Origin of the sequence: Streptomyces sp. NPDC048142, assembly GCF_043202835.1 — a bacterium.
In the GTDB taxonomy this organism is placed as follows: domain Bacteria; phylum Actinomycetota; class Actinomycetes; order Streptomycetales; family Streptomycetaceae; genus Streptomyces.
Window position 1 is genome coordinate 225,844 of the sequence record NZ_JBIDBC010000004.1, and the last position, 25,644, is coordinate 251,487.

The window sequence follows — 25,644 nt, forward strand, 5'->3', positions numbered from 1 at the left end:
ATCGACTTCCCGTGGGGGGACCGCATGTCCGGCAGCTTTCCACCGCCGCCGCCCGAACAGCCGCAGCCGGAGCGGAAGCCGGAACACCCGGCGCCGTGGGCCTCACCGTGGGCCGCGCCCGCCGCGCCGCCGCGCAAGCAGCGTACGGGCCTGATCGTGACCCTCGCCGTGGGCGGCGGCCTCGTGGTGGCCGGAGCGGTGGTGGCACTGGTCTACTCGCTGCTGGAGTCGGTCTCGGACTCCGTCGCGCTGCCGCCGAAGCGGTCGGACCTTCCCTACGACGCGGCTCCGGCGGAGCCCGCGCCGGAGCCCACCGCCACGGAGCCGGACGTGGAGGAGGACGTCACGATCACGGCGTGCGAGCGCGATCCGCAGATCGGATGGCAGTCGGCCGAGGTGAAGGTCGTCAACGGCTCGTCCGGGACGGCGACCTACCACATAGGGGTCGAGTTCCTCGACAAGGACGGCGTCAGGGTCACGGACGGCGTGACCGGAGTGGTCAACCTCCGGCCCGGCAGGAGCGCCGTGAAGGAGGTCCACGGCCTGGGCGAGGTGCCGCCCGGCACGACCTGCCGGCTCGTCGACCTCACACGGATGCCGTCGGGGTCGTCCGGCTGAGACGGTCCTTCGGGCCGCGGTCGCGGAAACGGCGCGAGGGCCGCGCCCCGGGGAGACCCGGGACGCGGCCCTCGCGCAGTGCCGGCTGCCGCCTACTTGCGGATCAGGCTGCTTACTCGCGGATCAGGCTGCGGAGCACGTACTGCGAGGTGCTCCGGCGAGGGCACCGTATCGCTGCTGGTAACGGCCCATCGCGGCGATGTCCGACCGCTCCCGAAACCGCGGTACCTCCTCCAGGGAGGCGAAGTACTGCCACAGATCTCGGTCTTCGTCGTACACGCGGACCCACACCGGCATAGGGCCATGCTCGCGCAGCCTCCAGGTCGGAACGAGCGCACACGTCGCCTTCGGCATTGACAGCGCCCGGCCGGCCGTTGCTGTGACCATCCACTCAGTCGCGCAGGGCCTGCCGGACCTCCTTCGCCAGCAGCTCGGCGTAGTCGCGCACCCAGCCCTCCACCGTCGTGACGTCCCACAGGTCGGCCGTGTACTCGACGAACCCCGTCAGCACGTCCCCGGCGGGGATGAGCCCGAAGGTGAGCTCTCGGCGGGAGGCGGCGGGTGCGAGATCTTCGACGGACACGGTCACGCCCGGCAGCTCGATGTCCGTCTCCAGGGAGTTCTGGTAGGCGAAGCCGACCGGGAGCCGGTCGGGTATCTCCACCCCGAGCCGCTCGCGGAAAGCCGCCACGAGTTCCCGGCGCGCGACGATATGGTCGATGGCCTGGGCCGAGGCGAGTGCCACCTGGTCCACCAGGGCCGCGAAGGAGTCGGCCGCGCCGACCCGGACCCGCAGCGCCATCGGGACGACCGTGCAGGCCACGAGCGATTCGAACTCCTCGCTCTCACGGTTGGCGTAGGACACGTCCAGGAGGACGTCCCCCTGTCCGGACAGATCGGCGAGGAGTCGGCCCAGGGCCGCCGCGGTGACCGCGTACGGGGTGGTGCCACGGCGTCTGGCCAGTGCCTCCACGTCCTCGCGTACGTCGGCGGGCACGGTGAACACATGGACGGCGCCCTTCCCGCTGAGCGCTCCCGGCCGCGGCCGGTCCAGCGGCAGTTCCAGGTGGAAGGGGGCGTCGCCGAGCTCGCGCACCCAGTACTCCGCCCTGCGGGCCTTGTCCGTCCTGCGGCCGCCGTCGGTGTCGCGGGTACGGTCCCGCTGCCACCGGGCGTACGCGGTGGGCTGCGGCGGTGCCGTCCTCAGGGTGTCGGGTACGCCCTCGACGGCCGCGCCGTAGAGCGCGGCCAGCTCCTTCAGCAGGATGCTGAACGCCCACCCGTCGCACGTGGAGTGGTGCAGGACGGTCAGCAGCACCCACGTCGTGTCCTCGGTGCGCATCAGACGGAACACCGGAGCGACCCCCTGGGACAGGTCGAAGGGCGTCTCCGTGGCCTCCGCGCTGATCCGCTCCACCTCCGTCTCGCGTGCCTCACGGGTCCACGCGGTGAGGTCGTCGACGGGCAGATCCACCGGACGGGCCCGCAGCACTTCCTGTTGCCACTCCTCGCCGGCCCCCGTGTAGCGGGTGCGCAGCGACTCGTGCCGCTCCACGAGCCGGGTCAGCGCGGTGCGCAGCGCGGCTACGTCGAGGGAGCCGGAGAAGGTCAGCCGCATGACCACGTTGAACACCTGGGGCAGCGGGTGCCGGTGGTGCCTGACCGCGAAGCCGGCCTGCTGGGACGTGGCCGGAGCCCGGTCCTCCACGGTTCCGGCGTCGGCCGGATCAGCGGGATCCTCGGGAGCTCGGTGGGTGGCCGTGCCCTCCAGATGGGCGGTCATGGCCCGCAGTGTCGGCTCCTGGTAGAAACGCGCCATCGGGTATTCGGTGCCGTATTCCGCGCGGACCCGGTTCATCAGCCGGATCGCGGTGATCGAGTGTCCACCGAGGTCGAAGAATGAGGCGTCGGATCCGATGGCGTCGGCGTTCGTGCCGAGCTGGGCGGCCCAGACGGCCCGTAGCCGCCCCTCGGTGCCCTCCCCGCCCGCCCCGGGGGCGGAGCCCCGCGTGGCCGGGGCCGCCAGGGGAGCGGAGGTGGTGGTGCCCGGTGCGGCCGTGTCCGGTGCGGCGGTGCCCCGTGCGGCGGTGCCCGGTGCGGCGGTGACGATCCCGGGGTCGGGCAGGGCCGAGCGGTCCAGTTTGCCGTTGACGCCGATCGGGAGTCGCGCCAGGACCGCCCATGCCCGCGGTACGAGATATTCCGGCAGCTTCGCGGCCAGTTCGTCGGTCATGAGGTCGGCGAAGGCCTGCCGGTCGGCGGCGGTTTCCCCGACCGGGTCGGCGGGGACGGCGAACGCGGCCAGGTACGCCTCGCCCCGGCCGTCCCGGCGGGCGAGCACCACCGCGTCGCGTACGCCGTCGAGACCGCCGAGGGCGTGGGAGACCTCCTCCGGCTCGACCCGGTACCCCCGGACCTTCACCTGGTCGTCGATCCGTCCCCGGAACTCCAGGCTCCCTTCCGGCGTCCACCGCACGAGGTCGCCCGTCCGGTACGTCCGGTCCCCCGAGGCGCCGGCGGGGTCCGGCGGGAAGCGCTCCTCGCTCGTCCCGGGCCGGTGCAGATAGCCACGGGCCACGCCCGCGCCGCCTATGTGGAGCTCTCCCGCGGCGCCGACCGGGACGGCTTCGCCCGACGGGTCCAGCACGCGCAGCCGGACGTTGTCGACGGGGCGGCCGATCGCGATCTCCGCCCCGTCGGGGGTGACGGTCTCGACGGTGCACAGCACGGTGGCCTCGGTGGGGCCGTACACATTGAGCACCTCGTAGGGGATGCCCGGGCGCGGGCGGACACGCATCACGTCGCCGCCCATCAGCAGGTGGCGCAGCGGTGGTTGGTCGTCCGCCGGAAGTTCCAGCACCGCCTCGCCCAGGGCCGTCGGCAGGATGGAGAAGGTGACCCGCTCGGCCGCGTACCAGCGCGCCAGGGCCAGCGGGTCCTTGCGTACGGTGTCGTCGGCGACGGTGAGGGAGGCGCCGGCGGTCAGGGCCGGCCAGATCTCCAGAACCGCGGCGTCGAAGCTCTGGCTGCAGACGAGTGCGCTGCGGTCGGCGGCCGTGAATCCGAAACGGCGCCGGTGCCACTGGCAGAGGTTGACGACGCTGCGGTGTGCCACCGCGACGCCCTTGGGGGCGCCGGTACTGCCGGAGGTGTGGATGACGTAGCAGAGCGACGTCGGGTCCGGGATGCCGGGGACGGCGGTGCCCTGTGGGCGATCGTCGGGGGTCACGACGGCCAGGCCCGGGGGCAGCGTCAGGGCGGCGGCCCCGGAGCGAGTGGTCAGCAGGGTCCGGGTCCCGCACTCGGCGATCACCGCCTCGGCCCGGACCCGGCCCAGGGACGGGTCCAGTGGCACATAAGCGCGGCCGGACTTCACCGCGGCGAGCATGGCCACGACAAGATCCGCCGAGCGCGGCAGCCACAGGACGACCGTCTCGTCGGTGCGGGCAGGCCCACTCCGCTCGCGGATCACGGTGGCGAGCCGCTCGGCCCGCTCCTCCAGCTCGCGGTAGGTCAGCTCCGTGCCACCGTCGATCACCGCAGTGCGGTCAGGTGCGGTCGCGGCCTGGCGGGCGACCAGCGCGTGCACAGTGGTGTCCTCCAGTGCCCGCGCCGGTCCGCACTGCCACGCCTCCGGTACGGCGTCGCCGACCGTCACCGGAGCGATGAGGCGGGACAGCGGGGTCTCCGGGGCGTCGGCGGCCGCTTCGAGGAGTTCCCGGAACGTTCCGAAGAACCGCTCGACGGTGTCGGCGTCGAACAAGTCGGTGTTGTACTCCAGATGGCAGCGGATGCCCTGGGGCTGGTCCGTGAAGTAGACCGCGAGGTCCGTCAGGGCCTTGTCCGGCCCGGCGTCCAGAGGCGTGGCCGCCACCCCGGGCAGCTCGAAGCGGAACGGCTCGTCGCCCTCGAACTCGGCGAGTACCTGGAAGACGGGCGTACGGTCGGTCACCCGCCGGGGCGCGAGCGCGCGCACCACTTCCTCGAACGCCACATCCGCGTGGTCGTACGCGTCCAGGGCGACCGAACGCACCCGGCCGAGCAGGGCGGCGAACGTGGGGTCGCCGGAGAGATCGAAGCGCGGCGCGAGGGTGTTGACGAAGAACCCGAGCAGATCGGCCGCCTCCCGCGGCCTGTTCGTCATCGGCACGCCGATGACGATGTCCTCCTGCCCGGTGACCCGGTGCAGCATGGCCGCGTACCCGGCGAGCAGCGTCATGAACAGGGTGGAGCGGTGGGCGCGGCTCACTTCCCGCAGCCGCGCGGACAGCCCGGCGTCCAGGGTGTGGAACACCGCCCGGCCGTTCGACGTCATCGTCTCGGGCCGTGGCCGGTCACAGGGCAGATCCAGGACCGGCAGCTCGCCGTCGAGGGTCTTGAGCCAGAAGGCCAGGTCGTCGGCGGCCTCGGGGCTGTCGAGAGCCGCGAGCTGTTCGCGGGCGTGGTCGGCGTAGCTCCGGTCGATCACGGGAAGGGCGGCGGGGACACCGTCGGTCTCCGCCCGGTACAGGGCGGAGAGGTCTCGGGCCAGGACGGCGGCCGAGGCCGCGTCGACCACGATGTGGTGGAGGGAGAGGACGAGCACGTGGCGCTTCTCGGCCAGTTCGACCAGCCGGGTGACGAAGAGCGGCCCGTTCTCCAGGTCGAAGAGGCGCGCGCTCTCGGCGTCCAGGACCTGGCGCACCGCGTCGTGCGGCCCCGTGCCTTCGACCACCGCGAAGTCCGGTTCACCCGAGGCGCGCACGAGCTGCCGCGGCTCGTCGCCGACCTGCCGGAAGACGGTGCGCAGCCCTTCGTGCCGCGCCACGAGGCCGCGCAGCGCGGCGTGCAGGGCGGGTATGTCGAGGGGGCCGTCGAGGCGGATGGCTTTGGTCTCGTTGTAGGCGGTACGGCCCGGCAGCAGGCGCTCCAGGACCCAGATGCGCGTCTGGCCGGGTGAGAGCGGGGCGACGTCGCTGAATCCGGCTTCGGTTCCGGTCGTGGCTTCGGCGGTGGTTCCGGCTCCGGTTCTGGCGGTGGCGGGAGCGGCGGCGGTACGGGGGAACTCCGCGTACCGGCGGCGCAGCGCGTCGAGGTGGGTGAGACCGGCGCGCAGCGCGTCCGGCGCCACCCCGAAGTCGACGAGCGAGACGATCTCGTCGGCGCCGGCCGAGGTCACCTCGTCGACGACGCGGGAGACACTGTCAGCCGATCCGATCAACGCGCGCTGGTCGCAGTAGCGGTCGTACGCGCGGTGGAACACCGCATCCAGGTCGTCCTCGCTGAGCCCGGACAGGTCGGTCTTGTGGCCGAGGCTGTTGGTGACGCCGCCGAACAGCGAGAGAGAGGCCCGCATATAGCGCGACAGCGGCTCGTACGCCTCGGCCCGCGCGGTGGCGTGGTCGGCGGTCAGGTAGGTGTGCAGCAGTACGGCCACCCGGCCGGTGTCCGGGTCCAGGCCGTGCTCGGCGCGCGTACGGCGGTACAGCGCGATGTTGTCACGAAGCTGCTCGACACTCTGGGTCATCAGATTGGTGATCACACCCAGGCCGTTGCGGGCCGCGAGCTCGTACGAGGCGGGGTTGCCGACCACCGCCGTGTACAGGGGCGGGATGTCCTGGACGGGCCGGGGGAAGAGCCTGATGCCGTCCTCGCCGTCCCCGGTGGTGCGCCGCACGGCTTCGCCCCGCCAGAGCCGGCGTACCTCGTCCAACTGCTCGTACATCGACTCCCGGTGCCGGCCGAACCGGTCGGGGAAGAAGGCGAAATCACGGGCGTGCCAGCCGCTCGCGACGCCGAGCCCGATCCGTCCGCCGGAGAGGTTGTCCACCATCGACCACTCCTCCGCGACCCGGATCGAGTCGTGGAGGGGGAGGACGACGGAGCCCGCGTTGAGCCGGATGCGCTCGGTCTCGCGGGAGAGCGCGGCGGCGAGCACGGCGGGGTTGGGGAAGAGGCCGCCGAAGGAGTGGAAGTGCCGCTCGGGCATCCAGAGTGCGTGGAAGCCGTGCCGGTCGGCGAAGCGGGCCGTGTCCAGGACGAGTTCGTACTTGCCGTGGCGGGGGGCTTCGTCCTGCGGGTAGTCGCCGAAGAAGTAGATACTGAAGTCGGGGGTACGAGGGGTGCCGCCCGCCGGTGGGGGCGTGGCCGGGCGGGTCGCGACGGAGCTCCGGGCCCTGGCGGGCACGGTCGGTGACGTCGCCGCCACCGCAGGGACCTCCGCCCGAGCCGGCCCCGGGACCGGCGCCGAGGTGTGTGCCGGGGTCCGTGTCGGGGCCGGCGCCGGCCCGCCCAGGAAGAATCCGGCCCCGCGCAGCTCGCGCAGTGAGTCCTTCACCGCGTCCGTGATGAACTCGATGTCGCCGTCGGTGTGGGCGGTGGACAGGAAGAAGTTGCGCCATTCCCACACATGCACGCCGCGCAGCATGAGGTGGTGGTAGAAGAGCTCCATGTCGGCGCGGTGCTCGAAGCGGAACTGGGAGCCGAAGTGGCTCATCCGCAGCGGGAACTCCTCCGCCTCGAAGAAGGTGTTGAGCGCGGCCGCCATCTCTTCGGTGCGGGCGTTGAGCCGCTCCTGGAGGGTGGGGCTGTGATCCTTGAGGTGGGTCAGGACGGCGCGCGCCGCCACCATCGACACCGGGTGCTGGATGTATGTACCGCCGAAGAACGTGGTGTCGGCGGGCGGGTAGCTGTCGTCGCCGTAGCTCCAGTAGCCGCCGTCGACGCCGTCCAGGATGTCGGCGCGGCCGGCGATGGCCCCGATCGGGAAGCCACCGCCGAGGAGCTTGCCGTAGGTCGCGAGATCGGGGGTGACTCCGTAGAGCTCCTGGGCACCGCGCAGGGCGGGGCGGAAGCCGGTCAGCATCTCGTCGAACATCAGCACAATGCCGTGGCGCCGGGTCAGCTCGCGCAGCTCGCGGACGAAACCGACCGGCTGGAGGGCGGGATGCCGGCTCTGTACGGGCTCGATCACGACCACGGCGATGTCGGCCGCGTGCCGCTCGATCGCGTCCAGGCTCGCCTGGCTTCCGTAGTCCAGGACCAGCAGGTCCGCGACGGCGCTGTGCGGGATGCCGCTGGAGACGGGCACGGTGACCCGATCGCTTCCGGTCCCCGAGGAGCGGCCGAGGACGCCGTCGGCATGGCCGTGGTAGGCGCCGTTGAAGACGACCATCCTGGTGCGGCCGGTGGCGGCGCGGGCGAGGCGGATCGCACCGGAGTTGGCCTCGGTCCCCGAGTTGGCGAAGGCCACCCGCTCCATGCCGGTCAGTTGGGCCAGCAGCTCGGCCGCCTCGCCGGTTTCGACGTTGCGCGGGCCGAGCTGGATGCCGCGGGAGAGGTGTTCGCGGACCGCCTCGGTCACGAACGCCGGTTCGTGACCGAAGAGGAGCACGCCGAAGCCCATGGTGATGTCGACATAGCGGTTGCCGTCGACGTCCTCCAGCGAGGAGCCGCTCGCCCGCCGCCCGGCGATCGGGTACAGCATTTCCTTCGTGCCGCCGCGGAAGCCGACGACGGCGCGGCTGTCGGCCAGCACCCGTCGGTAGCGCTGGGCGATCTCCTTCGACGTCGGGGTCCTGGCCGTGTACCGGCGGACGAGGTCGTCGAGATGGTCCTGCTGCGACCGGGGAGAGGCGCCCTGGACCATGCCGGAGGAGCGTGTGACGCTCACTCGGGGGCCGTGCACGCGCGGCTCGGCCGGCTTCAGGGGTTCCGGCCTCCGGGGCTCCGGGGCCCCTAGCTGCCGCGTGATGCGCCGGGAGAGTTCAGCCATGGCCGCCAGGTCCTGATCGAGGGCCGCCGAGGCGGCGTCGAGGGCACTCAACGGGACACCGTGCCGTTCGACCCGGCCGTCAGGGCGGTGGTCTGGCGGGACAACAACTGCGACAACTGGGACATCATCTGTATCTGTACCTGCGATATCTGGTGCAGCTTATGGGCCAGGTCCTCCAGTTCGCCGCGCGTGGCGTACTCCGGTGCGGCGGAGGCCACGGGCCCGGGTACGACCGCGCCCCCCGGTCCTGGAACGACAGCCTGGGGTGCGGCGGTCGCGGGTGCGGCGGTCGCGGACGCGAACGGCGCCGGGGCCGGGGCCGGGGCCGCCGGCCGAAGCTGTTCCGGAGCGTCCTCGGTCGTCATCGCCGCCGCGGGGGCCGGCGGCGGCGGTCCGGTCATCCGGCTGACGATGAGCTCCGCGAGCTGCTGTGGGGTGCCCGTCTCCTCGAACAGCTCCCTCATTCCCACCTTGACATGGTGCTCCTGCTCCAACTGGCGCAGCACGCTGATCATCTGAAGTGAGTCCGCGCCGAGGTCGAAGAACGACGTCTCGCCGGTGATCGCCTCCGGGTCACAACTGAGATACCTGGCGGTCAGCTCGACGATGTTCCGGACGACGTGCTCGACTGCTGCCTCGTGCTGTGCCACAACGGCTTCCTCTCTCTCTGGTGCTGCGGACCGGACGGTCGACGGCGCCGGCCCTGTCCAGTGGTCCTTGTGCTGGAATCGGTAGCCGGGCAGGGGGATCCTGCGTCCCCCGCTGCCCTCCACGAGCGCCTGCCAGCGGATGTCCGCCCCGGCGCAGTACAGGTCGCCCACCGCCGACCACAGCGCCGCGATACCGGCCCCGCGCCGCAGCGACGGCACCGGACGGGCCCCGGGCAGAACGCGGCGCGCCAGGCCGCAGAGCGTGGTGTGCGGGCCGATCTCGACGAGTGCGGCGGGCTCCCGCTCGCCGAGCCCGTGCAGCGCCCGGTCGAAGCGCACCGGTTCGCGCGTCTGCCGTACGAGGTAGGCGGCGTCCGGCGTCCAGCCCGGCGGGTGGGTCGCCCCGTCCAGCCCGCTGACGAAGGGGACCGTGACCGGGCGGAACGCCACCTTCTCCAGGACGGTCCGGAAGGGCTCCACCACCGGGTCCATCAGGGCGGTGTGGAAGGCGCGGGTCACGGCCAGCCGTTCGCCGTGCTGGCCACGCTCCGCCAGCAGCGCACACAGCTTCTCCACGGCTGCGACGGGCCCCGCCAGCACCTGGCTCCGTTCGCCGTTGGTGACGGCGAGTTCCAGCCCCGGCATCCCGGCGGCCAGCGCCTGAGCGGTCGGCCGGTCGACCGGCACCGCGACCATCCCGCCCGGGGCGCAGTGCCGTTGCATCAGCCGGCCACGCTCGGCGGTCAGCCGCAGTCCGTCCTCGTACGACAGGGCTCCGGCGGCGCACAGGGCCGCGTACTCGCCCACGCTGTGCCCGGCGACGGCATCCGGGACGACGCCGACGTCGCGCCACAGCCGGACGAGCGCGCACTGCAACGCGAACAGGGCGGGCTGCGCGGTGTCGGTGGGCCATACGGCCTCGGACCGCGATGCGGCACCGGCACCGGCACCGGCACCGAGGAGCCCATCGAGCAGCGAGCCGCCGTACAGGTCGCGATACTGGCGCTCACAGGTGTCGAGCACCTCGCGCACGGTGGGGAAGCGTTCGTACAGTGGCCGGGCCATGCCGGGGTACGGGGCCGCCTGCCCGGTGAACATGAACGCGAAGCCCGCCGTGGGGTCACGGGGCACCGTCCCCGTCGTCACCGCCGCCGGGCCCGGAGCGGGGGCGCGAGCCGCCAGCCAGGTGTCGAGGGCGTCGGCGAGGGCGTCGGGAGTCGCGCCCCGGGCCGCCAGCCGGTGCCGTCCGTGGGCGCGACCGAGCGCGGCGGTGGTGACGAGGTCCGCGAGGTACGTTCCGGGGCGCTGCCGCAGGTGGTCGCGGAAGGCGCGGGCATGGGCGGTCAGCGCCTCCTCGTCGCTGCCGGACAGCACCAGCAACCCCGGCGCGGCGGCCCGGCCGCTGCGCGGCGCGGGCTCGGGCGCCTCCTCGAGAATCAGGTGCACATTGGTGCCGCCCACCCCCAGCGAGGTGACTCCCGCGCGGCGAGGAGTGTCGCCACGCGGCCACGGGCGGGGTGACTTGGGGATGTAGAAGGGGCTGCCGGCCAGCGCGAGAAGCGGGTTGGGGCGGCTGAAGTTCGCCATCGGCGGGATGACACCGTGCTTGAGGACGAGCAGTGTCTTGATCAGCCCCGCCAGGCCCGAGCCCACGTCGAGATGGCCGATGTTGGCCTTTGTCGAACCGAGCGCGCAGTAGCCGGCCCGGTCGGTGTCCTCGCGGAAGGCGGCCACGGCGCCGTCGAACTCGATCGGGTCTCCCTTGAGGGTGCCCGTCCCGTGGGTTTCGAGGTAGCCGATGGTCTCCGCGCCGACGCCCGACCGCTCCAGAGCCCGGCGGATGGCCGCCCGCTGGCCTGTCGCGCTGGGGGCGGCGTACGCCTTCTTGTCCGCGCCGTCGTTGGTGACGCCCCAGCCCCGGATGACGCCGTGCACCGTGTCCCCGTCGGCGACGGCCCGGTCCAGCTTCTTGAGTACGACGGCCGCGACGCCCGTGCCGCCCACGGTGCCGTCGGCGTCCGCGTCGAACGCCCGCACCCGCCCGGTCCTGGAGAGGATCGAGCCCTTGACGTAGTCGTAGCCCAGCACCTGGGGCACGTGCACGGCGGTGGCGCCGGCGAGGGCGATGTCGCAGTCATCGAGGAGCAGCGCCTGCGCGGCCTGCTGTACGGCCACCAGGGAGCTGGAACAGCCGGTCTGCACGTTGACGGCCGGTCCGGTGAGCCCGAGTCGGAAGGACACCCGTGTCGCGGTGAAGTCGGTGTAGTTGCCGATCATGACCTGCATCCTGGACAGCCAGTCGTCGGCGACCTCACCCCGCAGGACGTTGTTCAGCAGGTAGTTCTCCATGGAGTACAGGTGGTATCCGGTGGTGGCGTAGACGCCCACGCGCGAGCCGTCGCGCTCCCCGGGGTATCCGGCGTTCTCCAGCGCGTGCTGGGCGCACTCCAGGAACATCCTGTGCTGCGGGTCGGTGAGCTGCGCCTCGCGGGCGCTCATCCCGAAGTGCCGCGCGTCGAATCCGGCGATGTCCTCCAGCAGACCGCCGGCCGCGACGAACTCCGGTGCCCGGTACCGGTGCGCGGGGACGCCCGCGGCGGCGAGTTCCGAGTCGGTGAAGCGGGTGACGTTGTCCGTGCCGTCGTGGATGATCCGCCAGAACTCCTCGGGCGTGTCCGCCCCCGGGTAGCGGAAGTCCAGGCCGATGACGGCAATCCTGGTGTCGGCGGGGAGGGCGGGGGAAGAGGGGAGGGCAGGGAGGTTCATGAACGGCTTCCTTCCGCTGGGGAGATGCCTCGGTCCGGCTCGGGCCCCTCGCCCGCCCCTGTGTCCTTCCGCCCCGCCGAGGGGGTGTCGCGCCGCACGAGGAGGGTGGCGAGCAGGCCGGTGCACAGGGCGATCGCGAGACCGTGGAAGACGGCCACGACGGGCAAGGGTGCGAGGTACTCCAGCAGGGCCGCGCTGACGATCATCCCCAGGCCGAAGCCGGCGTTCTCGGCGGAGGCCGACAGCCCGAAGAGGCGGCCGCGCTGTTCGTCGGGGGCGGCCTGCAGCCGGGTGACGTACACGATCTCCGTGAACCCGTCGGCCATCCCGGCGATCAGGGCGACGAGCACGGCGAGGACCGTGGGCAGGCCGGTGAAGACCACGATGAAGGCCGCCGACATCACGATCGAGCCGAGCGCGAACGCCCGCTCCCCTGGGCCGCGTCCGCGCCTGCCCATGACGCGGCCGAACAGTTGCTGGGCGGCAATGTTGCCGATGGCCCAGGTCGCCCAGAACTGGCTGATGAACGTCGCCGGATGGTCCGGGTCCAAGCCGCCGGAGTAGATGGGCAGAGCCACGTTGTGGGAGGAGGAGCCCAGCCCGTCGATCGCTCGGATCACGATCATCACCGCGAGTAGCGGAGCCGTCCGCAGCAGTGTCCGGGACACCCACCGGCCGCCGCCGGACTTCTCGGCCGCGCCGGTCCCGTCCCGCTCGTCCTCGGCGGCCCGGGTACGGACAGGCAGCAGGAAGAGGATCGACGCGGAGACCACGAAGGTGGCGGCGTCGAGCGCGAACGCCGTGGAGTAGCCGAACTGGGCCACGACCACGCCCGAAGAAGCGAACCCCGCGATCATGGCGAGCGAACGGCCGGTCACCAGCAGGCCGTTGGCCCGGGCGCGGTGATCGGCCCCGACGATCTCCGGGACGCTGCTGCGCAGCGCCACCTGGGACAGCGTCGAGCAGAATCCGCTGACCACTGCCAGGGCGAAGAGCAGCGCGACCCGCCCGCCGTCGGGGGCGAGCAGCAGCACCAGCAGCGCCGTGGCCTGGGTGAGGTCGGCGCCCACCATCAGGCGCTTGCGGTCGTGCAGCGAGACGAGGCGGCCGCTGACGAAGCCCGAGACGACGTTGGTTCCCAGGCGTACCGCCATGAAAAGGCCAGTGGTCAGCGCGCTGCCCGTCACGTGATAGATGAAGACGTTCAACGCCACCATGTTCAGGAAGCTGCCGTACGCCGAGATCGCGTTGCCGACGACGAGCAGACGGAAGTGCCCCACGCGTGTTCCCCCTCCATCCGGGCCTTCGGACGCCTCCGCGGACGACGGCGACAGCCCCTACACTCGCTCGGTTCGAAGTTGGCCTGGAGCCCCGCAAATTGGTGACTTGACCTCTGGTCAACCTTGCGGCATGGGGATGTTGAGAGTGCGGGGCGTTTGCCTGCTCGCGTCCGGTAATGCTGTGGCAAGATCCTGTCGCATATGACGTACAGGAAGCGCGCACGCGCAGAGGGGCGGAAACCGTGGGCCACCCACACCTGTCGGCTCCGCCGCCCCAGTCTCATGGAGAGAAGAGATGTCCGGCCACAGAGTCCAGAGCGGGCCACCGAGTCTGTCGCCCCGTGAGCGCCAGGTGCTGGCCCACATAGGCGCCGGCCTGACCCATCACCAGATCGCCAGGCGCCTGGGGATCAGCGTACACACCGTGGACACGTACACCCGCCGCATCCGGGCCAAGCGCACCGCGCCGACCCTGGCCGATCTGGTGCGTCTCAGTGTCACCCAGGACGGTGTCTGATCCGCGCCCGCGTGGGCGCTGTCGCGGTCGACGGGAGCCACCGGAGCCCCGGACGGCCCCGGAAAGGCACCGAACGGCCGTAGGCCGGGCCGTCCAGGGACGCGCCCGCCGTTCGCGAGAGGGCGCGCGCAGCCCCTGCCGACCGCCGCCAGGATCCCCGGCAGGCGGCCCGCCGTGCGCGGTGCCGTCAGGCGCAGGCCCGCCCGGGCGAGGAAGGCGCCGTAGAGGCACCCACCCCAATTCGTTCCACGGAGACACTACTGAACTTGATGGGGTGATGTCGGGGCTGTTCGCAAGGACAGAAGAACCCCGCACCTGGTACCAGGTGCGGGGTTCTTCGTCGTCGTAGGATGCGCAGCTCCGCGCGGCGCCTTCCGCACCGTCGAGCGCGAGTGCCCCGCCCCGTCGCGCGCGAGCGCCCTGCCCCCGCGCGCGAGATGCAGGGGCAGGGCGCTCGTTCACGTCAGCTCATCAGCCGACAAGCTGGCGGAGCACGTACTGCAGGATGCCGCCGTTGCGGTAGTAGTCCGCCTCGCCGGGGGTGTCGATGCGGACGACGCCGTCGAACTCCACGCCGGTGTCGGTGGTGACCTTGACCGTGCGCGGGGTCGTGCCGTTGTTCAGCTCGGTGACGCCGGTGAAGGAGAAGGTCTCCTCGCCGGTGAGACCGAGGGTCTCGGCGTTCTGGCCCTCCGGGTACTGGAGCGGCAGGACGCCCATGCCGATGAGGTTCGAGCGGTGGATGCGCTCGTACGACTCGGCGATGACGGCCTTGACGCCCAGCAGCGCGGTGCCCTTGGCCGCCCAGTCGCGGGACGAGCCGGAGCCGTACTCCTTGCCCGACAGGATGACGAGCGGGGTGCCGGCCGCCTGGTAGTTCTGCGAGGCGTCGTAGATGAACGACACCGGGGCGTCGGCCTGGGTGAAGTCGCGGGTGAAGCCGCCCTCGGTGCCCGGCGCGATCTGGTTGCGCAGGCGGATGTTGGCGAACGTGCCGCGGATCATGACCTCGTGGTTACCACGGCGCGAGCCGTAGGAGTTGAAGTCACGGCGCTCGATGCCGTGCTCCGTGAGGTACTTGCCGGCCGGGGTGTCGCCCTTGATGGCGCCGGCCGGGGAGATGTGGTCGGTGGTGACCGAGTCGCCCAGCTTGGCCAGGACGCGGGCGCCGGTGATGTCCTCGACCGGGGTCGTCTCCATCGTCATGCCCTCGAAGTACGGGGGCTTGCGCACGTAGGTGGACTCGGAGTCCCACTCGAAGGTGTTGCCGGTCGGGATCGACAGCGCCTGCCACTGGGCGTCGCCCGCGAAGACGTCCTGGTAGGACTTGTTGAACATGTCCTCGCCGATGGAGTTGGCGACGACGTCGTTCACCTCGGCCTCGGAGGGCCAGATGTCCTGGAGGAAGACGGGCTTGCCGTCCTGGTCGACGCCGAGGGCGTCCTTGGTGATGTCGACCTTCATCGAACCGGCGATGGCGTACGCGACGACCAGCGGCGGGGACGCCAGGTAGTTCATCTTGACGTCGGGGTTGATCCGGCCCTCGAAGTTGCGGTTGCCGGAGAGCACCGAGGTCACGGCCAGGTCGTGCTCGTTGACCGCCTTGGAGACCTCGTCCGGCAGCGGGCCGGAGTTGCCGATGCAGGTGGTGCAGCCGTAGCCGACGAGGTTGAAGCCGACCTTGTCGAGGTACGGGGTCAGGCCCGCCTTGTCGAAGTAGTCGGTGACGACCTTCGAGCCCGGGGCGAGGGTGGTCTTGACCCACGGCTTGCGGGTCAGGCCCTTCTCCACGGCCTTCTTCGCGACGAGCGCGGCGGCGACCATGACGTACGGGTTGGAGGTGTTGGTGCACGAGGTGATCGCGGCGACGGTGACGGCGCCGTGGTCGAGCTCGTACGTCGTGCCGTCGGGGGCCGTCACGGTGACCGGGTTCGACGGGACGCCGTTGGGGGACACGGCCGGGGAGTCGGAGGCCGGGAAGGACTCCTTGCTCGCCTCCATGTCGTCCACGACGTAGTTGCGCACGTCCTGGGCGAACTGCTCCTTGGCGTTCGCGAGGACGATGCGGTCCTGCGGGCGCTTCGGGCCGGCGATGGAGGGGACGACCGTGGAGAGGTCGAGCTCCAGCTTCTCGGAGAAGTCCGGCTCGGCGGCCGGGTCGAGCCAGAGGCCCTGCTCCTTGGCGTACGCCTCGACGAGCGCGACCTGCTGGGCGTCGCGGCCGGTCAGACGGAGGTACTTCAGCGTCTCGTCGTCGATCGGGAAGATCGCGGCGGTGGAGCCGAACTCCGGCGACATGTTGCCGATGGTGGCGCGGTTGGCGAGCGAGGTGGCGGCGACGCCCTCACCGTAGAACTCGACGAACTTGCCGACGACGCCGTGCTTGCGGAGCATCTCGGTGATGGTCAGCACGAGGTCGGTGGCGGTGGTGCCGGGCTTCAGCTCGCCGGTCAGCTTGAAGCCGACGACGCGCGGAATGAGCATGGAGACCGGCTGCCCGAGCATCGCGGCCTCGGCCTCGATGCCGCCGACGCCCCAGCCCAGCACGCCGAGGCCGTTGACCATGGTGGTGTGCGAGTCGGTGCCGACGAGCGTGTCGGGGTACGCCTGGCCGCCCCGGACCATGACCGTACGGGCCAGGTGCTCGATGTTCACCTGGTGGACGATGCCGGTGCCCGGGGGGACGACCTTGAACTCGTCGAAGGCGGTCTGGCCCCAGCGCAGGAACTGGTAGCGCTCCTTGTTGCGGCCGTACTCCAGCTCGACGTTCTGGCCGAAGGCTTCCTTGGTGCCGAACTTGTCGGCGATGACGGAGTGGTCGATGACCAGCTCGGCCGGGGCCAGCGGGTTGATCTTCGCCGGGTCCCCGCCGAGCTCCTTGACGGCCTCACGCATGGTGGCGAGGTCCACGACGCACGGCACGCCGGTGAAGTCCTGCATGATCACGCGGGCCGGCGTGAACTGGATCTCCTGGCTGGGCTGCGCCTGGGAGTCCCAGCCGCCGATGGCCCGGATGTGGTCGGCGGTGATGTTCGCGCCGTCCTCGGTGCGGAGCAGGTTCTCCAGCAGGACCTTCAGGCTGTACGGGAGGCGCGCGGAGCCCTCTACCTTGTCCAGCTTGAAGATCTCGTACGACTCGTCGCCCACGCGCAGCGTGCTGCGGGCGTCGAAGCTGTTCGCCGACACGACAGTCTCCTTCTTCAATGTGCGCGTATCCCGCGCCGCGCCTCATTGGCAGTCGGCGCCGCGTTTTGCCGTCTACGGCCCCGACCATCCGCTAAGGTAAGGGTTAGTTAGGTAACCCTTACCGGCGGCGGCTGCGGTGCGCCTCGGCAGATATCTCGATGTCGAGATAACTCTAGTACATAGCCGCCGCTCGGTCATGCCCAGGTGTCCCCTGCGCTGTGTCATCGAAGCCTGATCGAGGTCACCGAGAGTTGATCACCGGCGGTTTCGCCTCACTGAGGTTTGAGGCTGAGGTCCAAGGCTGAGGGTCCAAGGCTCAACCGGACGGCGTGTCCGGAGACCACAGGCCCATCCACTGCTCGGCACCCCACTCCTCGAACCGTTGCACCTCGGCGAACCCCAGCTTCGCCGCGAGGCGCATGGAACGGACGTTGGCGGTCTGGGTGGCGAGTACCACCGGTTCGCCGGGAAGCGCGCCGGCGAACCAGTCGAGTGCCGCTTCACACGCCTCGGCGGCGTATCCGTACCCCCACGCCTGCGGCAGGAACAGGTAACCGAGCTCGGCCCTCCCGGCGGCCTGACGAAGGTGCCCCGTTTCCCTGGTGAGCGCGACCTGGCCGATCATCGCTCCGTCGAGATCGACCACGAAAAGGCCGGAACGCCGGCTGGGCGCCCCGGGCATCGCGCGCTCAAGCGCGTCACGCGGCTGAGGTCCACCGAGGAAGGCGCCCACCTCCGCAGAGGCCAGCAGCTCGATGAACGCCGCACGGTCTCGGGCCTCGGGCGCGCGGAGCACGAGCCGCTCGGTCTTGATCGGTGCCGGTGGCCAGGTGACGGATCCGAGTTCAGGCATGGCGGGCAACCTATCGCAGGCCCGTGGAACGGCCCGGAAGAGAAGTCCCGGACCGCAGATCCGTTCGATGCCCTGTGGTTCACCACAGTCGCCACAGAGAGGCCCTGTCATTCGCCGCATTCGCCACATTCGCCACAGACCGGCACACCACCTGCCGGCCGACTTCGTCGCCGAACGGCCCGACTCGCCCAGCTCGCCCATGGGGCTGAGCTGACGCGCCGTGAGGGCCGGTGCGGCGTCGAGAAGGTCCGTGACACCGTGACACTCTTTGGCAATGCTCTTGGGTGATCAGGCAAGCGGTGTCGAGCTTCGCCCGCTCCGGTACCAGTTCTCCGCGGCCTGCGGCGACCCATACGATGACAACTGGCTGGTCATCTGTGGCTCGGTGACGACTCCGGCGGGCATCTGGTCCTTCACTGATCCTTGCCTGCTGATCGATGAAGCCCGCCAGGTGTCCGCTTGGCTGCGCGCGGTGGCGGCGGGGACGGTTGCGGCGACCGGACCTGACGCCGACGGCTCGTTGTCCCCGGACACGTGGTTCGTCGAGCCGGTCCTCGCCTTCAGCCTCGTCGATCGAAGCGAGGACGGTGCGGTGATTCGTGTGCACTTGTCCATGGAGGCGGCACCCCCATGGCAGCAGGGTGAAAACGGAGCGGACATCTACCAGTACTTCGTCGAGGCCCAGGTGGACATCGCTGCTCTGCTTCGCGCGGCTGACCAGTGGGACCGTGCTCTGGCTCCGTTCCCCACCCGCTGATCAGTATCAACTCGGCGGGAGACGGCGGACAGGATGCGGTCTGCGGCTCCTTGCCGAACTGGACCGGCTTCGCCCACGCGCATCCGCCCGCCCGTGTCGAACCGGAGAAGGCCGGATACGAGCCCGCTCGCGTGCCGCGCGCATCCGCACGCCCGCGTCGAGCTGATCCCGCGGGCAGGGCATCTCGCGAACTTCGACGCCCCGGCCCCCTTCACCGGTGCCGTCCGCCGCTTCGCCCCGCAGCTTCCGCCGTCGACCGAGGACGTCCGCCCGGACCGCTCCGGCACATACCCTGTCCCGCTCGGTCGGGACGGAATCCGGCTCAGGAGAGACAGAACTCGTTGCCCTCGATGTCCTGCATCACCAGGCAGGACTCGTTCTCCTCATCGGCGAGCAGCAGTTGTCCGCGCGCCGCGCCGAGCGCCAGCAGTCGCGCGCACTCGGCCTCCAGTGCGGCGAGGCGCTCCTCCCCCACGAGCCCGGTGCCGACCCGCACGTCGACGTGCACACGGTTCTTGACGACCTTGTTCTCGGGAACGCGCTGGAAGTACATCCGCGGGCCACCACCCGAGGGGTCCTGGCAGGCGGCCCACTCATCCCGCTTCTCGGGCGGCAACGAAAGGTCGTAATCACCCCATGTGACGAACCCCTCCGGCGGCGGCGGTACGACGTACCCCAATACCTCGCACCAGAAGTGCGCGACGCGCGTGGGCGACGCGCAGTCGAAGGTGATTTGAACCTGCTTGATCGATGGCATCGGACCACCCTAGGGGCTGCCCGTTCACCAGGTCTCCGGATTTTTGCCCCGCCGCGCGGTCCGAGCCGCCGAAGCCGGGAAGGGCGGCACCGGAGGTCCGCCACCCGACGCCGGAGGGCTCTGTCCGCAGGGCGCACCGGGAGGGCGGAGGACGCGGGCGAGGGCGGCGGCACGGAGGGGCGGGCCGCTGCCGCACCGGGCGGGCGACGTCGGGCGGGCGGGCGACGTCGGGGAACTTCTCCTGGTCGCCCTGGTTCGGACGGTCCGGGCGATGCTCGGCTTCCCGCTCACGGCGCCCCTCCCGCGCCGGGCGGCCCCCGCGCCGGGCGGCCCCCGCGCCGTGCGGCCCCTCGCAAGTCCTGCTCCCGTCCTCACCGGGCGCGGGCGGAAGGGGGTGCGGAACGGGGCGGTGGCCGGGCGGGGCCGGGCAGCTCTCGCGGACCGGCCGGAAAAAGGGAGAGCGGAACACGAAGCGCGCTGAAAAGATAGCGGCATCCCAGGACCGGCCCACCGCGGCACATCCCACACGGCCCACCCGGCGGACCCACCACGACCAGCGCCCCCAGCACGCGCCCCAACCCCCAGGAGACGCACCCACCGTGACCCGCACCAGCGCCGTTTCGCTGATCCGCTCCCGTACCCTCTCCGACGTGGCCGAGTACGCCTACGCGGCCACGGCGCCCGCCGAGGCACGGCTGATCTTCCTCGCCGGTTCGTGCCCGCTCGACGAGCACGGCGACACCGTGGCCGTCCGGGACTACGCCGGCCAGGCGGCGAAGGCCGTGGAGAACCTGCGGACCGCACTCGCCGACGCGGGCGCTTCGGCCGAGGACGTCATCAGCACGCGGGTCCTCGTGGCTTCGGCCCGGCAGGAGGATCTCGTGACCGCCTGGGAAGTGGTCCGGAACTCCTTCGGCGACCACGACGCGCCCAGCACCCTGATGGGCGTCACCGTGCTCGGCTACACGGACCAGCTCGTCGAGATCGAAGCCGTGGCCGCCGTCCTCGACGACCCGTCGCCCGCCGGCCCGGCTTGCCCTCCGACGGCGTCATGACGGCGCGGCCCCGGGCCCGTACGGACGCGCAGACCGCGCCCTTCACTCCCGCGCGGGTGACGATGGGGAGACCCGGCACCCACACGGAGCCGGTTGCACACCCGTCACTCGAACGGCGCACCCCCACATCATTCTCATCTCATATCTGAGATAACCTGCCGCCATGTCAGACGACTACCTCGTACGCATCGGCAAGCTCATCCGTGACGCCCGTCAGCACCGGGGCTGGACACAGACGCAGCTGGCCGAGGCCCTCGCCACCAGCCAGAGCGCCGTCAACCGCATCGAGCGCGGCAACCAGAACATCAGCCTTGAGATGATCGCCCGCATCGGTGAAGCCCTCGACAGCGAGATCGTGTCGCTCGGTTACGCCGGGCCCATGCATCTGCGGGTCGTCGGCGGCCGCCGGCTCTCCGGGGCCATCGACGTGAAGACCAGCAAGAACGCCTGCGTCGCCCTGCTGTGCGCCTCGCTCCTCAACAAGGGCCGCACGGTCCTGCGTCGGGTGGCCAGGATCGAGGAGGTGTTCCGACTCCTGGAGGTGCTCAACTCCATCGGGGTGCGCACCCGTTGGGTCAACGACGGCGTGGACCTGGAGCTTGTGCCGCCCGCGCGGCTGGACCTGGAGGCGATCGACGCCGACGCCGCGCGCCGCACCCGCTCGATCATCATGTTCCTGGGCCCGCTGCTGCACCGGACGGAGCAGTTCACCCTGCCGTACGCGGGCGGCTGCGACCTCGGCACTCGCACCATCGAGCCGCACATGATCGCGCTGCGCCGGTTCGGCCTGGAGATCGCCGCCACCGATGGCCTGTACCACGCACAGGTGGACTCCTCCGTCTCCCCCGACCGGCCCATCGTGCTGACCGAGCGCGGCGACACGGTGACCGAGAACGCCCTGCTGGCCGCCGCCCGCCACGACGGTACGACGGTCATCCGCAACGCCTCCTCCAACTACATGGTCCAGGACCTGTGCTTCTTCCTGGAGGCGCTGGGCGTACGAGTGGACGGGGTCGGCACGACGACGCTCACCGTGCACGGGGTCCCGCAGATCGATGTGGACGTGGACTACTCCCCCTCCGAGGACCCGGTCGAGGCGATGAGCCTGCTGGCCGCCGCGGTGGTGACCGAATCCGAACTCACCATCCGCCGCGTGCCGATCGAGTTCCTGGAGATCGAGCTCGCGGTCCTGGAGGAGATGGGCGTCGACTGCGACCGCACCCCGGAATACGCCGCCGACAACGCGCGCACCCGTCTGGTGGACCTGACCGTGCGCCCCTCCAAGCTGGAGGCCCCGATCGACAAGATCCACCCGATGCCGTTCCCCGGCCTCAACATCGACAACGTCCCGTTCTTCGCGGCGATCGCCGCCGCCGCGCACGGCCAGACCCTGATCCACGACTGGGTCTACGACAACCGCGCGATCTACCTCACCGACCTCAACCGCCTCGGCGGCCGCCTCCAGCTCCTCGACCCCCACCGGGTCCTGGTCGAGGGCCCGACCCGCTGGCGCGCCGCCGAGATGATGTGCCCGCCCGCGCTACGGCCCGCCGTGGTGGTGCTGCTCGCGATGATGGCAGCGGAAGGCACCTCCGTACTCCGCAACGTCTATGTGATCAACCGCGGTTACGAGGAGCTGGCCGAGCGGCTCAACTCGGTGGGCGCGCAGATCGAGATCTTCCGCGACATCTGATCGGCGGGGTGTTGTGCCCCTTGGGGGCACGGGGCACGACACCTCGAGATGCGATCTGACCTGCGGATACCTACTTTCACGACCCTCCACTGATCACTGTTGTTTTTCAGCACCTTGTGCAACGCATGTGCAAGATGATCTTGAATGACTGACGGTACGTCAGCATACTCTGAGCATCCGTCAGCCTTCACGGAGGGTTATCGTCGAAGTGGCCTCGCAATGTCCGATGTCGGTCGTGTCAAACCGACCGCGTCCGGTCGCCAAGGTGAACCGCCATCTGCCCGACGTCTCCGGCCTCGACGCAGCGTGGGATCAGGCCGCGCATCCGAGTCCTCCTGCTGAACACCAAGCCACGCAGAAGAGGACCCGCACCACGTGGGCGCGGGTTCCCTGCCGTAGACGGGCGCCGTGTTTAGCGGTAGGCGTGGCAATCCCGATGCGGAAGCCTGCTGCGAATCGAGCGCAGGTGCCGCCGCAGCACAGCGTGCCTGGACGAGCAGGGCCTGCCGACCGCAGGTCAGACGACGCCACGGGAACCGATTTGACGGCGTGGCCTGCGAGGAGATCGGAGAGGTGGTACAGGGTGCGGCTGGAGACAGATCGATGTTGGACGGGCAGACAAACACACAAAGGCTCTTCGCGGACTGGTGGTCTTCGCCGTGAACCCGTCTACCAGGGGCGTTCTTCATGCCCGCTACCGAGGTCGCCTGCCCAACCTCCCGTCAGGTTGAAGACAGCTCAGTGGCCAACTCACGCTATTCGACGCACCATTCAAAATCACAAGACAACAGCTAGTAAGTTGATCCCCCCACGCTGAATGCCGACGTTCACGGTCAGAGCGCAAGCAGACCCCCGGTCAGCCGGGGCCGCATTTGACCACCCTGGGGGGCTCCACATGACGAACGAGCAACGGACGGTCGACCAGCGCCTGTGGCCTCTCCTGGACTCCCTCCGGGGACACATGGATGCCGGCGAGATGGCTGACGTGCTGCTGTGGAACGCCGTCGAATGGCGAACCCGGACTACGGGCCTGACTGCACCAGAACTCGAAGACCTTCTGCGTGCCGCGGGGAACGCACGGCGCAAAGCTCCTGAGTTGGACTCATTGCTGAACGGTGAGCAACAGGCACTGAACAGCTACACGCCGACCCAGCTGCGTCACTACGCCCGTGTCCTGCTCCGCCCCTACCTGCCCTCGGATCACCGTGGCGCGTTCACCACGTCGACCTCCCTCGTCGAGGTTGCCAGAACCGCCCTGACTGCGTACGCGCACGAGAGCCGCATGGAGGCGGCACATCTCTACGATCCGGCGTGCGGTTCTGCCACCCTGGCGCTGGACGCGGCCCGGGTGCTGGCCGAGCAGACCGGAACGACTGTCACCGTCAACGGCCAGGACATCAACGCGGCGACTGTCCGGCATGCCCGTGCCCACGCCTTCCTCCTGGGCGCCGACTCCAGGTTCAGCCAGGCTGACTCGCTCACACAGGACGCCTTCCCCGACCGCCGATTCGATTACACGGTGGCCGAGATTCCGTACAACCTGTCCTGGCGGAACAGCCACGAGGCATGCGCAGCCGAGGCCGACCGACCGGAAGGCCGCTACCCCGCCGGGCTTCCACAGCCCGACAACGCCTCGCTCCTATTCGCCCAGATCCTGGTCAGCAAGCTTCGGGATCCGGCGGATGGCGGCGGCCGGGGCATCATGTTCACCACCACCGGACCGCTGTACGACGCGGGCGGCAGCGCTATCCGTGCATGGCTGCTCGACCAGGATCTTCTGGACGCCGTGGTCGTGCTGCCGGAAGGGCTCAGCACCAGCACCGGAATGCGGCTGTACGCCCTGGTCTTCTCCAACCGCAAGCCTGCGGCACGTCGACACAAGGTGCAGTTCATCGACCTCCGGGGCTTCTATCAGGACGGGGACGCTCGTCGACTCGAACGCCGCACGATCAGCGAGGCGGCTCTCGACGAACTGACCCGCAGCCTGAGGCATGCAAAGCCGTCGGCCTACAGCCGATCAGCCGCAGCAAAGGATCTGTCCTTCCGACAGGTCAGCGTCACCCACCACGCCACCGCGGTCACCAGCAGGCGCGAGCCGGGCGATGTTCCGCGCCTGACCATGCTCCTGCCGACGACCTCCACCACCGAAGCCTGGCGCGACACTCGGTACGCCGCTGTGCCACCGACCGTGACGGACGTGGGCAAACCACCGTTCACGCGGTTCGACGTGGACCGCGTCTTCACCACCGACCGAACCCCGCGTGCGCTGCGAGCACTCACCCAACTCGGCTGGAAGACCGCCCGTCTCACCGAGCTCACCGAGCACCTCTGCTACATCCCCTCGGCCAAGGCCGCCGAGCGCGCCGCCCTGCTGTCGGCCGTTACCGGGGAGCAGGCTCTTATCGTCCCCATCGAACCGCACCTGGACGCGGTGACCGGGGACCCTGGCGAAGTTGCTCCCGACAACCGGGTGCTCGTGATTCGGCCCAAAAAGGCGTACACGGACGCCGAATACCTGGCGGGGTGGCTCAATTCCCCTCTCGGCCGGCACCTGCGCTCGACAGCCGTCGGCTCCGGCGGCGACAGCTACGTCAGCCCCCGCGCCGTCAACCTCAACCAGGCCTGGCGCATGGCTGACGATCTCCTCGTCGCCCTGCCGGACCTCCCCGTCCAGAGGGAAATGGCCCGCGCGGAACGGGCACTTGTCACAGCCCGCCGTCACCTGGTCGACTCGCACCGGGAGCTCTGGAACGACCCCAAAAAGCGATCCGACATCTACCGCGAAGCCAGCAGTCTCATTCCGTCGGCAGATCTCGCTCAATGGGCGACCAGCCTACCCTTCCCTATGGCCAGTGCCCTCTGGGCTTACGAGTCCAAAGGCGACAGCAACCTGCACGCCCGCCGCGACCAGATGTTCCACTTCTGGGAAGCCACCATCCAGTTTCACGCCACCGTCAGCGTGTCAGCCCTGCTCCAGGACCGTTCACGGCTCGAGCAGGAACTTCCTGCACTCGCCGAGCAAATCCGCTCCGTGGGACTCGCCCCCGAGCGGGCCACCCTCGGTGTCTGGCACATCATCCTGCAACGACTCAACAAGAGATATCGCACCGCACTGACCGGAACCGACACCGACGAGCAGGCACGAGCACGAGCAGCCTTTGCCGACGCACCACCCGATTTCCTGGACACCCTCCTCAGCGCCGACCTCACGAACCTGTTCGGAGAGGTGATCCGACGGCGCAATGCCTGGAGCGGCCACTCAGGTACGACAACCGCCGCGTCACTCAAGGAGCAACTCGACGTCCTGACCGGTCACGTCCACACCCTGCGCAACCTGATCGGCGCCGGCTGGCAGGACTTTCTTCTCGTGCGCGCCGGCGCCGCCCGGATCAGAAACAGGGTATTTCACCATGATGTGGACCTGGCTATGGGCCCCAACGCACCCTTCAGACAGGAACAGATCCCGATCAGCGTGGCCATGGAGGAAGACGGGCTGTACCTCCTCTCACGTGAAGTTGGCAGCGCACTCCGCCTCGCACCGCTGATCGTGATGCACCCGGCAGCGTTCGGATCGAACAGCGGCTGCTACTACTTCAACCGCCTCCAACCTGAAGGTGTCCGATTCGTTGCCTACCACGAAGCAGCCGAACCGGAACGGATCGAGGACGCCCCACCCACCGCCGCTCTTTCTGCTGCTCTGGCCTCCGGCGAGACGGCCGCCAGCGACAAATCCGATCAGACGGAGCATGCCTAAGGCCG

At 70.2% G+C, this 25,644-nt stretch carries 12 protein-coding genes and 1 pseudogene; 7 read left to right on the forward strand and 6 right to left on the reverse strand.

The features are described from left to right. Positions 1-24 precede the first annotated feature (24 nt). Complete coding sequence (locus ACGF2Y_RS07965) at positions 25-618, forward strand: hypothetical protein (protein ID WP_392944051.1); 594 nt, start codon at positions 25-27, stop codon at positions 616-618. A 391-nt stretch (positions 619-1,009) separates the two neighbouring features. Here ACGF2Y_RS07965 and ACGF2Y_RS07970 read toward each other — a convergent pair whose 3' ends face one another. From ACGF2Y_RS07970 to ACGF2Y_RS07980, 3 genes are read right to left on the reverse strand one after another with little or no spacing between them, the layout of a single operon-like run. Continuing rightward, a complete protein-coding gene (locus ACGF2Y_RS07970) occupies positions 1,010-8,422 on the reverse strand; it encodes a MupA/Atu3671 family FMN-dependent luciferase-like monooxygenase (RefSeq protein ID WP_392944053.1) in 7,413 nt (2,470 codons plus the stop codon). Next, positions 8,419-11,787: a type I polyketide synthase gene (locus ACGF2Y_RS07975; RefSeq protein WP_392944055.1), complete on the reverse strand. Its 3,369-nt coding sequence runs from the start codon at positions 11,785-11,787 to the stop codon at positions 8,419-8,421. Before ACGF2Y_RS07975 ends, ACGF2Y_RS07970 begins: the two co-directional genes overlap by 4 nt. Then, positions 11,784-13,067, reverse strand: a complete 1,284-nt coding sequence (locus ACGF2Y_RS07980; RefSeq protein ID WP_392944057.1) for an MFS transporter — start codon at positions 13,065-13,067, stop codon at positions 11,784-11,786. Before ACGF2Y_RS07980 ends, ACGF2Y_RS07975 begins: the two co-directional genes overlap by 4 nt. 295 nt (positions 13,068-13,362) lie before the next feature. Here ACGF2Y_RS07980 and ACGF2Y_RS07985 point away from each other — a divergent pair, with 295 nt between their 5' ends. Next, complete coding sequence (locus ACGF2Y_RS07985) at positions 13,363-13,584, forward strand: LuxR C-terminal-related transcriptional regulator (protein ID WP_392944059.1); 222 nt, start codon at positions 13,363-13,365, stop codon at positions 13,582-13,584. A gap of 471 nt (positions 13,585-14,055) precedes the next feature. On the opposite strand, the gene acnA is transcribed toward ACGF2Y_RS07985, so the two are convergent. Beyond that, positions 14,056-16,770, reverse strand: coding sequence for an aconitate hydratase AcnA (gene acnA / locus ACGF2Y_RS07990; RefSeq protein WP_392944061.1), 2,715 nt, complete (start codon positions 16,768-16,770; stop codon positions 14,056-14,058). Positions 16,771-17,086: 316 nt separating this feature from the next. Then, positions 17,087-17,623: a GNAT family N-acetyltransferase gene (locus tag ACGF2Y_RS07995; protein ID WP_392944063.1), complete on the reverse strand. Its 537-nt coding sequence runs from the start codon at positions 17,621-17,623 to the stop codon at positions 17,087-17,089. A gap of 274 nt (positions 17,624-17,897) precedes the next feature. Between ACGF2Y_RS07995 and ACGF2Y_RS08000 the strand changes: the two genes are divergently transcribed. Both ACGF2Y_RS08000 and ACGF2Y_RS08005 read left to right on the forward strand, forming a co-directional pair. Beyond that, a complete protein-coding gene (locus tag ACGF2Y_RS08000; protein WP_392944065.1) occupies positions 17,898-18,380 on the forward strand; it encodes a hypothetical protein in 483 nt (160 codons plus the stop codon). Positions 18,381-18,515: 135 nt separating this feature from the next. Next, positions 18,516-18,626 (forward strand): annotated as a pseudogene (locus ACGF2Y_RS08005) (alpha/beta hydrolase); the annotation flags it as partial. Positions 18,627-18,702: 76 nt separating this feature from the next. On the opposite strand, the gene ACGF2Y_RS08010 reads toward ACGF2Y_RS08005, so the two are convergent. After that, the gene (locus ACGF2Y_RS08010; protein ID WP_392944067.1) at positions 18,703-19,137 is read right to left on the reverse strand and encodes a VOC family protein; all 435 of its coding nucleotides are present in this window, start codon (positions 19,135-19,137) and stop codon (positions 18,703-18,705) included. A 599-nt stretch (positions 19,138-19,736) separates the two neighbouring features. On the opposite strand from ACGF2Y_RS08010, the gene ACGF2Y_RS08015 reads away from it, so the two are divergent. The 3 genes from ACGF2Y_RS08015 (at position 19,737) to ACGF2Y_RS08025 (ending at position 25,639) form a co-directional block, all read left to right on the forward strand. Then, positions 19,737-20,192 carry a RidA family protein gene (locus tag ACGF2Y_RS08015; protein WP_392944069.1) on the forward strand — a complete coding sequence of 152 codons (456 nt, stop codon included), beginning with the start codon at positions 19,737-19,739 and terminating at the stop codon, positions 20,190-20,192. 163 nt (positions 20,193-20,355) lie between these two features. Further along, complete coding sequence (locus tag ACGF2Y_RS08020; protein WP_392944071.1) at positions 20,356-21,885, forward strand: helix-turn-helix domain-containing protein; 1,530 nt, start codon at positions 20,356-20,358, stop codon at positions 21,883-21,885. Positions 21,886-22,780: 895 nt separating this feature from the next. After that, positions 22,781-25,639, forward strand: coding sequence for an N-6 DNA methylase (locus ACGF2Y_RS08025; protein ID WP_392944073.1), 2,859 nt, complete (start codon positions 22,781-22,783; stop codon positions 25,637-25,639). The last annotated feature ends 5 nt before the right edge of the window (positions 25,640-25,644 follow it).

What these genes read in the sequence shown, in the direction of transcription:
- ACGF2Y_RS07965 (WP_392944051.1), top strand. Translation starts at nt 25, where the DNA reads ATGTCCGGCAGCTTTCCACCGCCGCCGCCCGAACAGCCGCAGCCGGAG.
- ACGF2Y_RS07975 (WP_392944055.1), bottom strand. Translation starts at nt 11,787, where the DNA reads ATGAACCTCCCTGCCCTCCCCTCTTCCCCCGCCCTCCCCGCCGACACC.
- ACGF2Y_RS07985 (WP_392944059.1), top strand. Translation starts at nt 13,363, where the DNA reads ATGTCCGGCCACAGAGTCCAGAGCGGGCCACCGAGTCTGTCGCCCCGT.
- ACGF2Y_RS07995 (WP_392944063.1), bottom strand. Translation starts at nt 17,623, where the DNA reads ATGCCTGAACTCGGATCCGTCACCTGGCCACCGGCACCGATCAAGACC.
- ACGF2Y_RS08000 (WP_392944065.1), top strand. Translation starts at nt 17,898, where the DNA reads ATGCTCTTGGGTGATCAGGCAAGCGGTGTCGAGCTTCGCCCGCTCCGG.
- ACGF2Y_RS08010 (WP_392944067.1), bottom strand. Translation starts at nt 19,137, where the DNA reads ATGCCATCGATCAAGCAGGTTCAAATCACCTTCGACTGCGCGTCGCCC.
- ACGF2Y_RS08020 (WP_392944071.1), top strand. Translation starts at nt 20,356, where the DNA reads ATGTCAGACGACTACCTCGTACGCATCGGCAAGCTCATCCGTGACGCC.
- ACGF2Y_RS08025 (WP_392944073.1), top strand. Translation starts at nt 22,781, where the DNA reads ATGACGAACGAGCAACGGACGGTCGACCAGCGCCTGTGGCCTCTCCTG.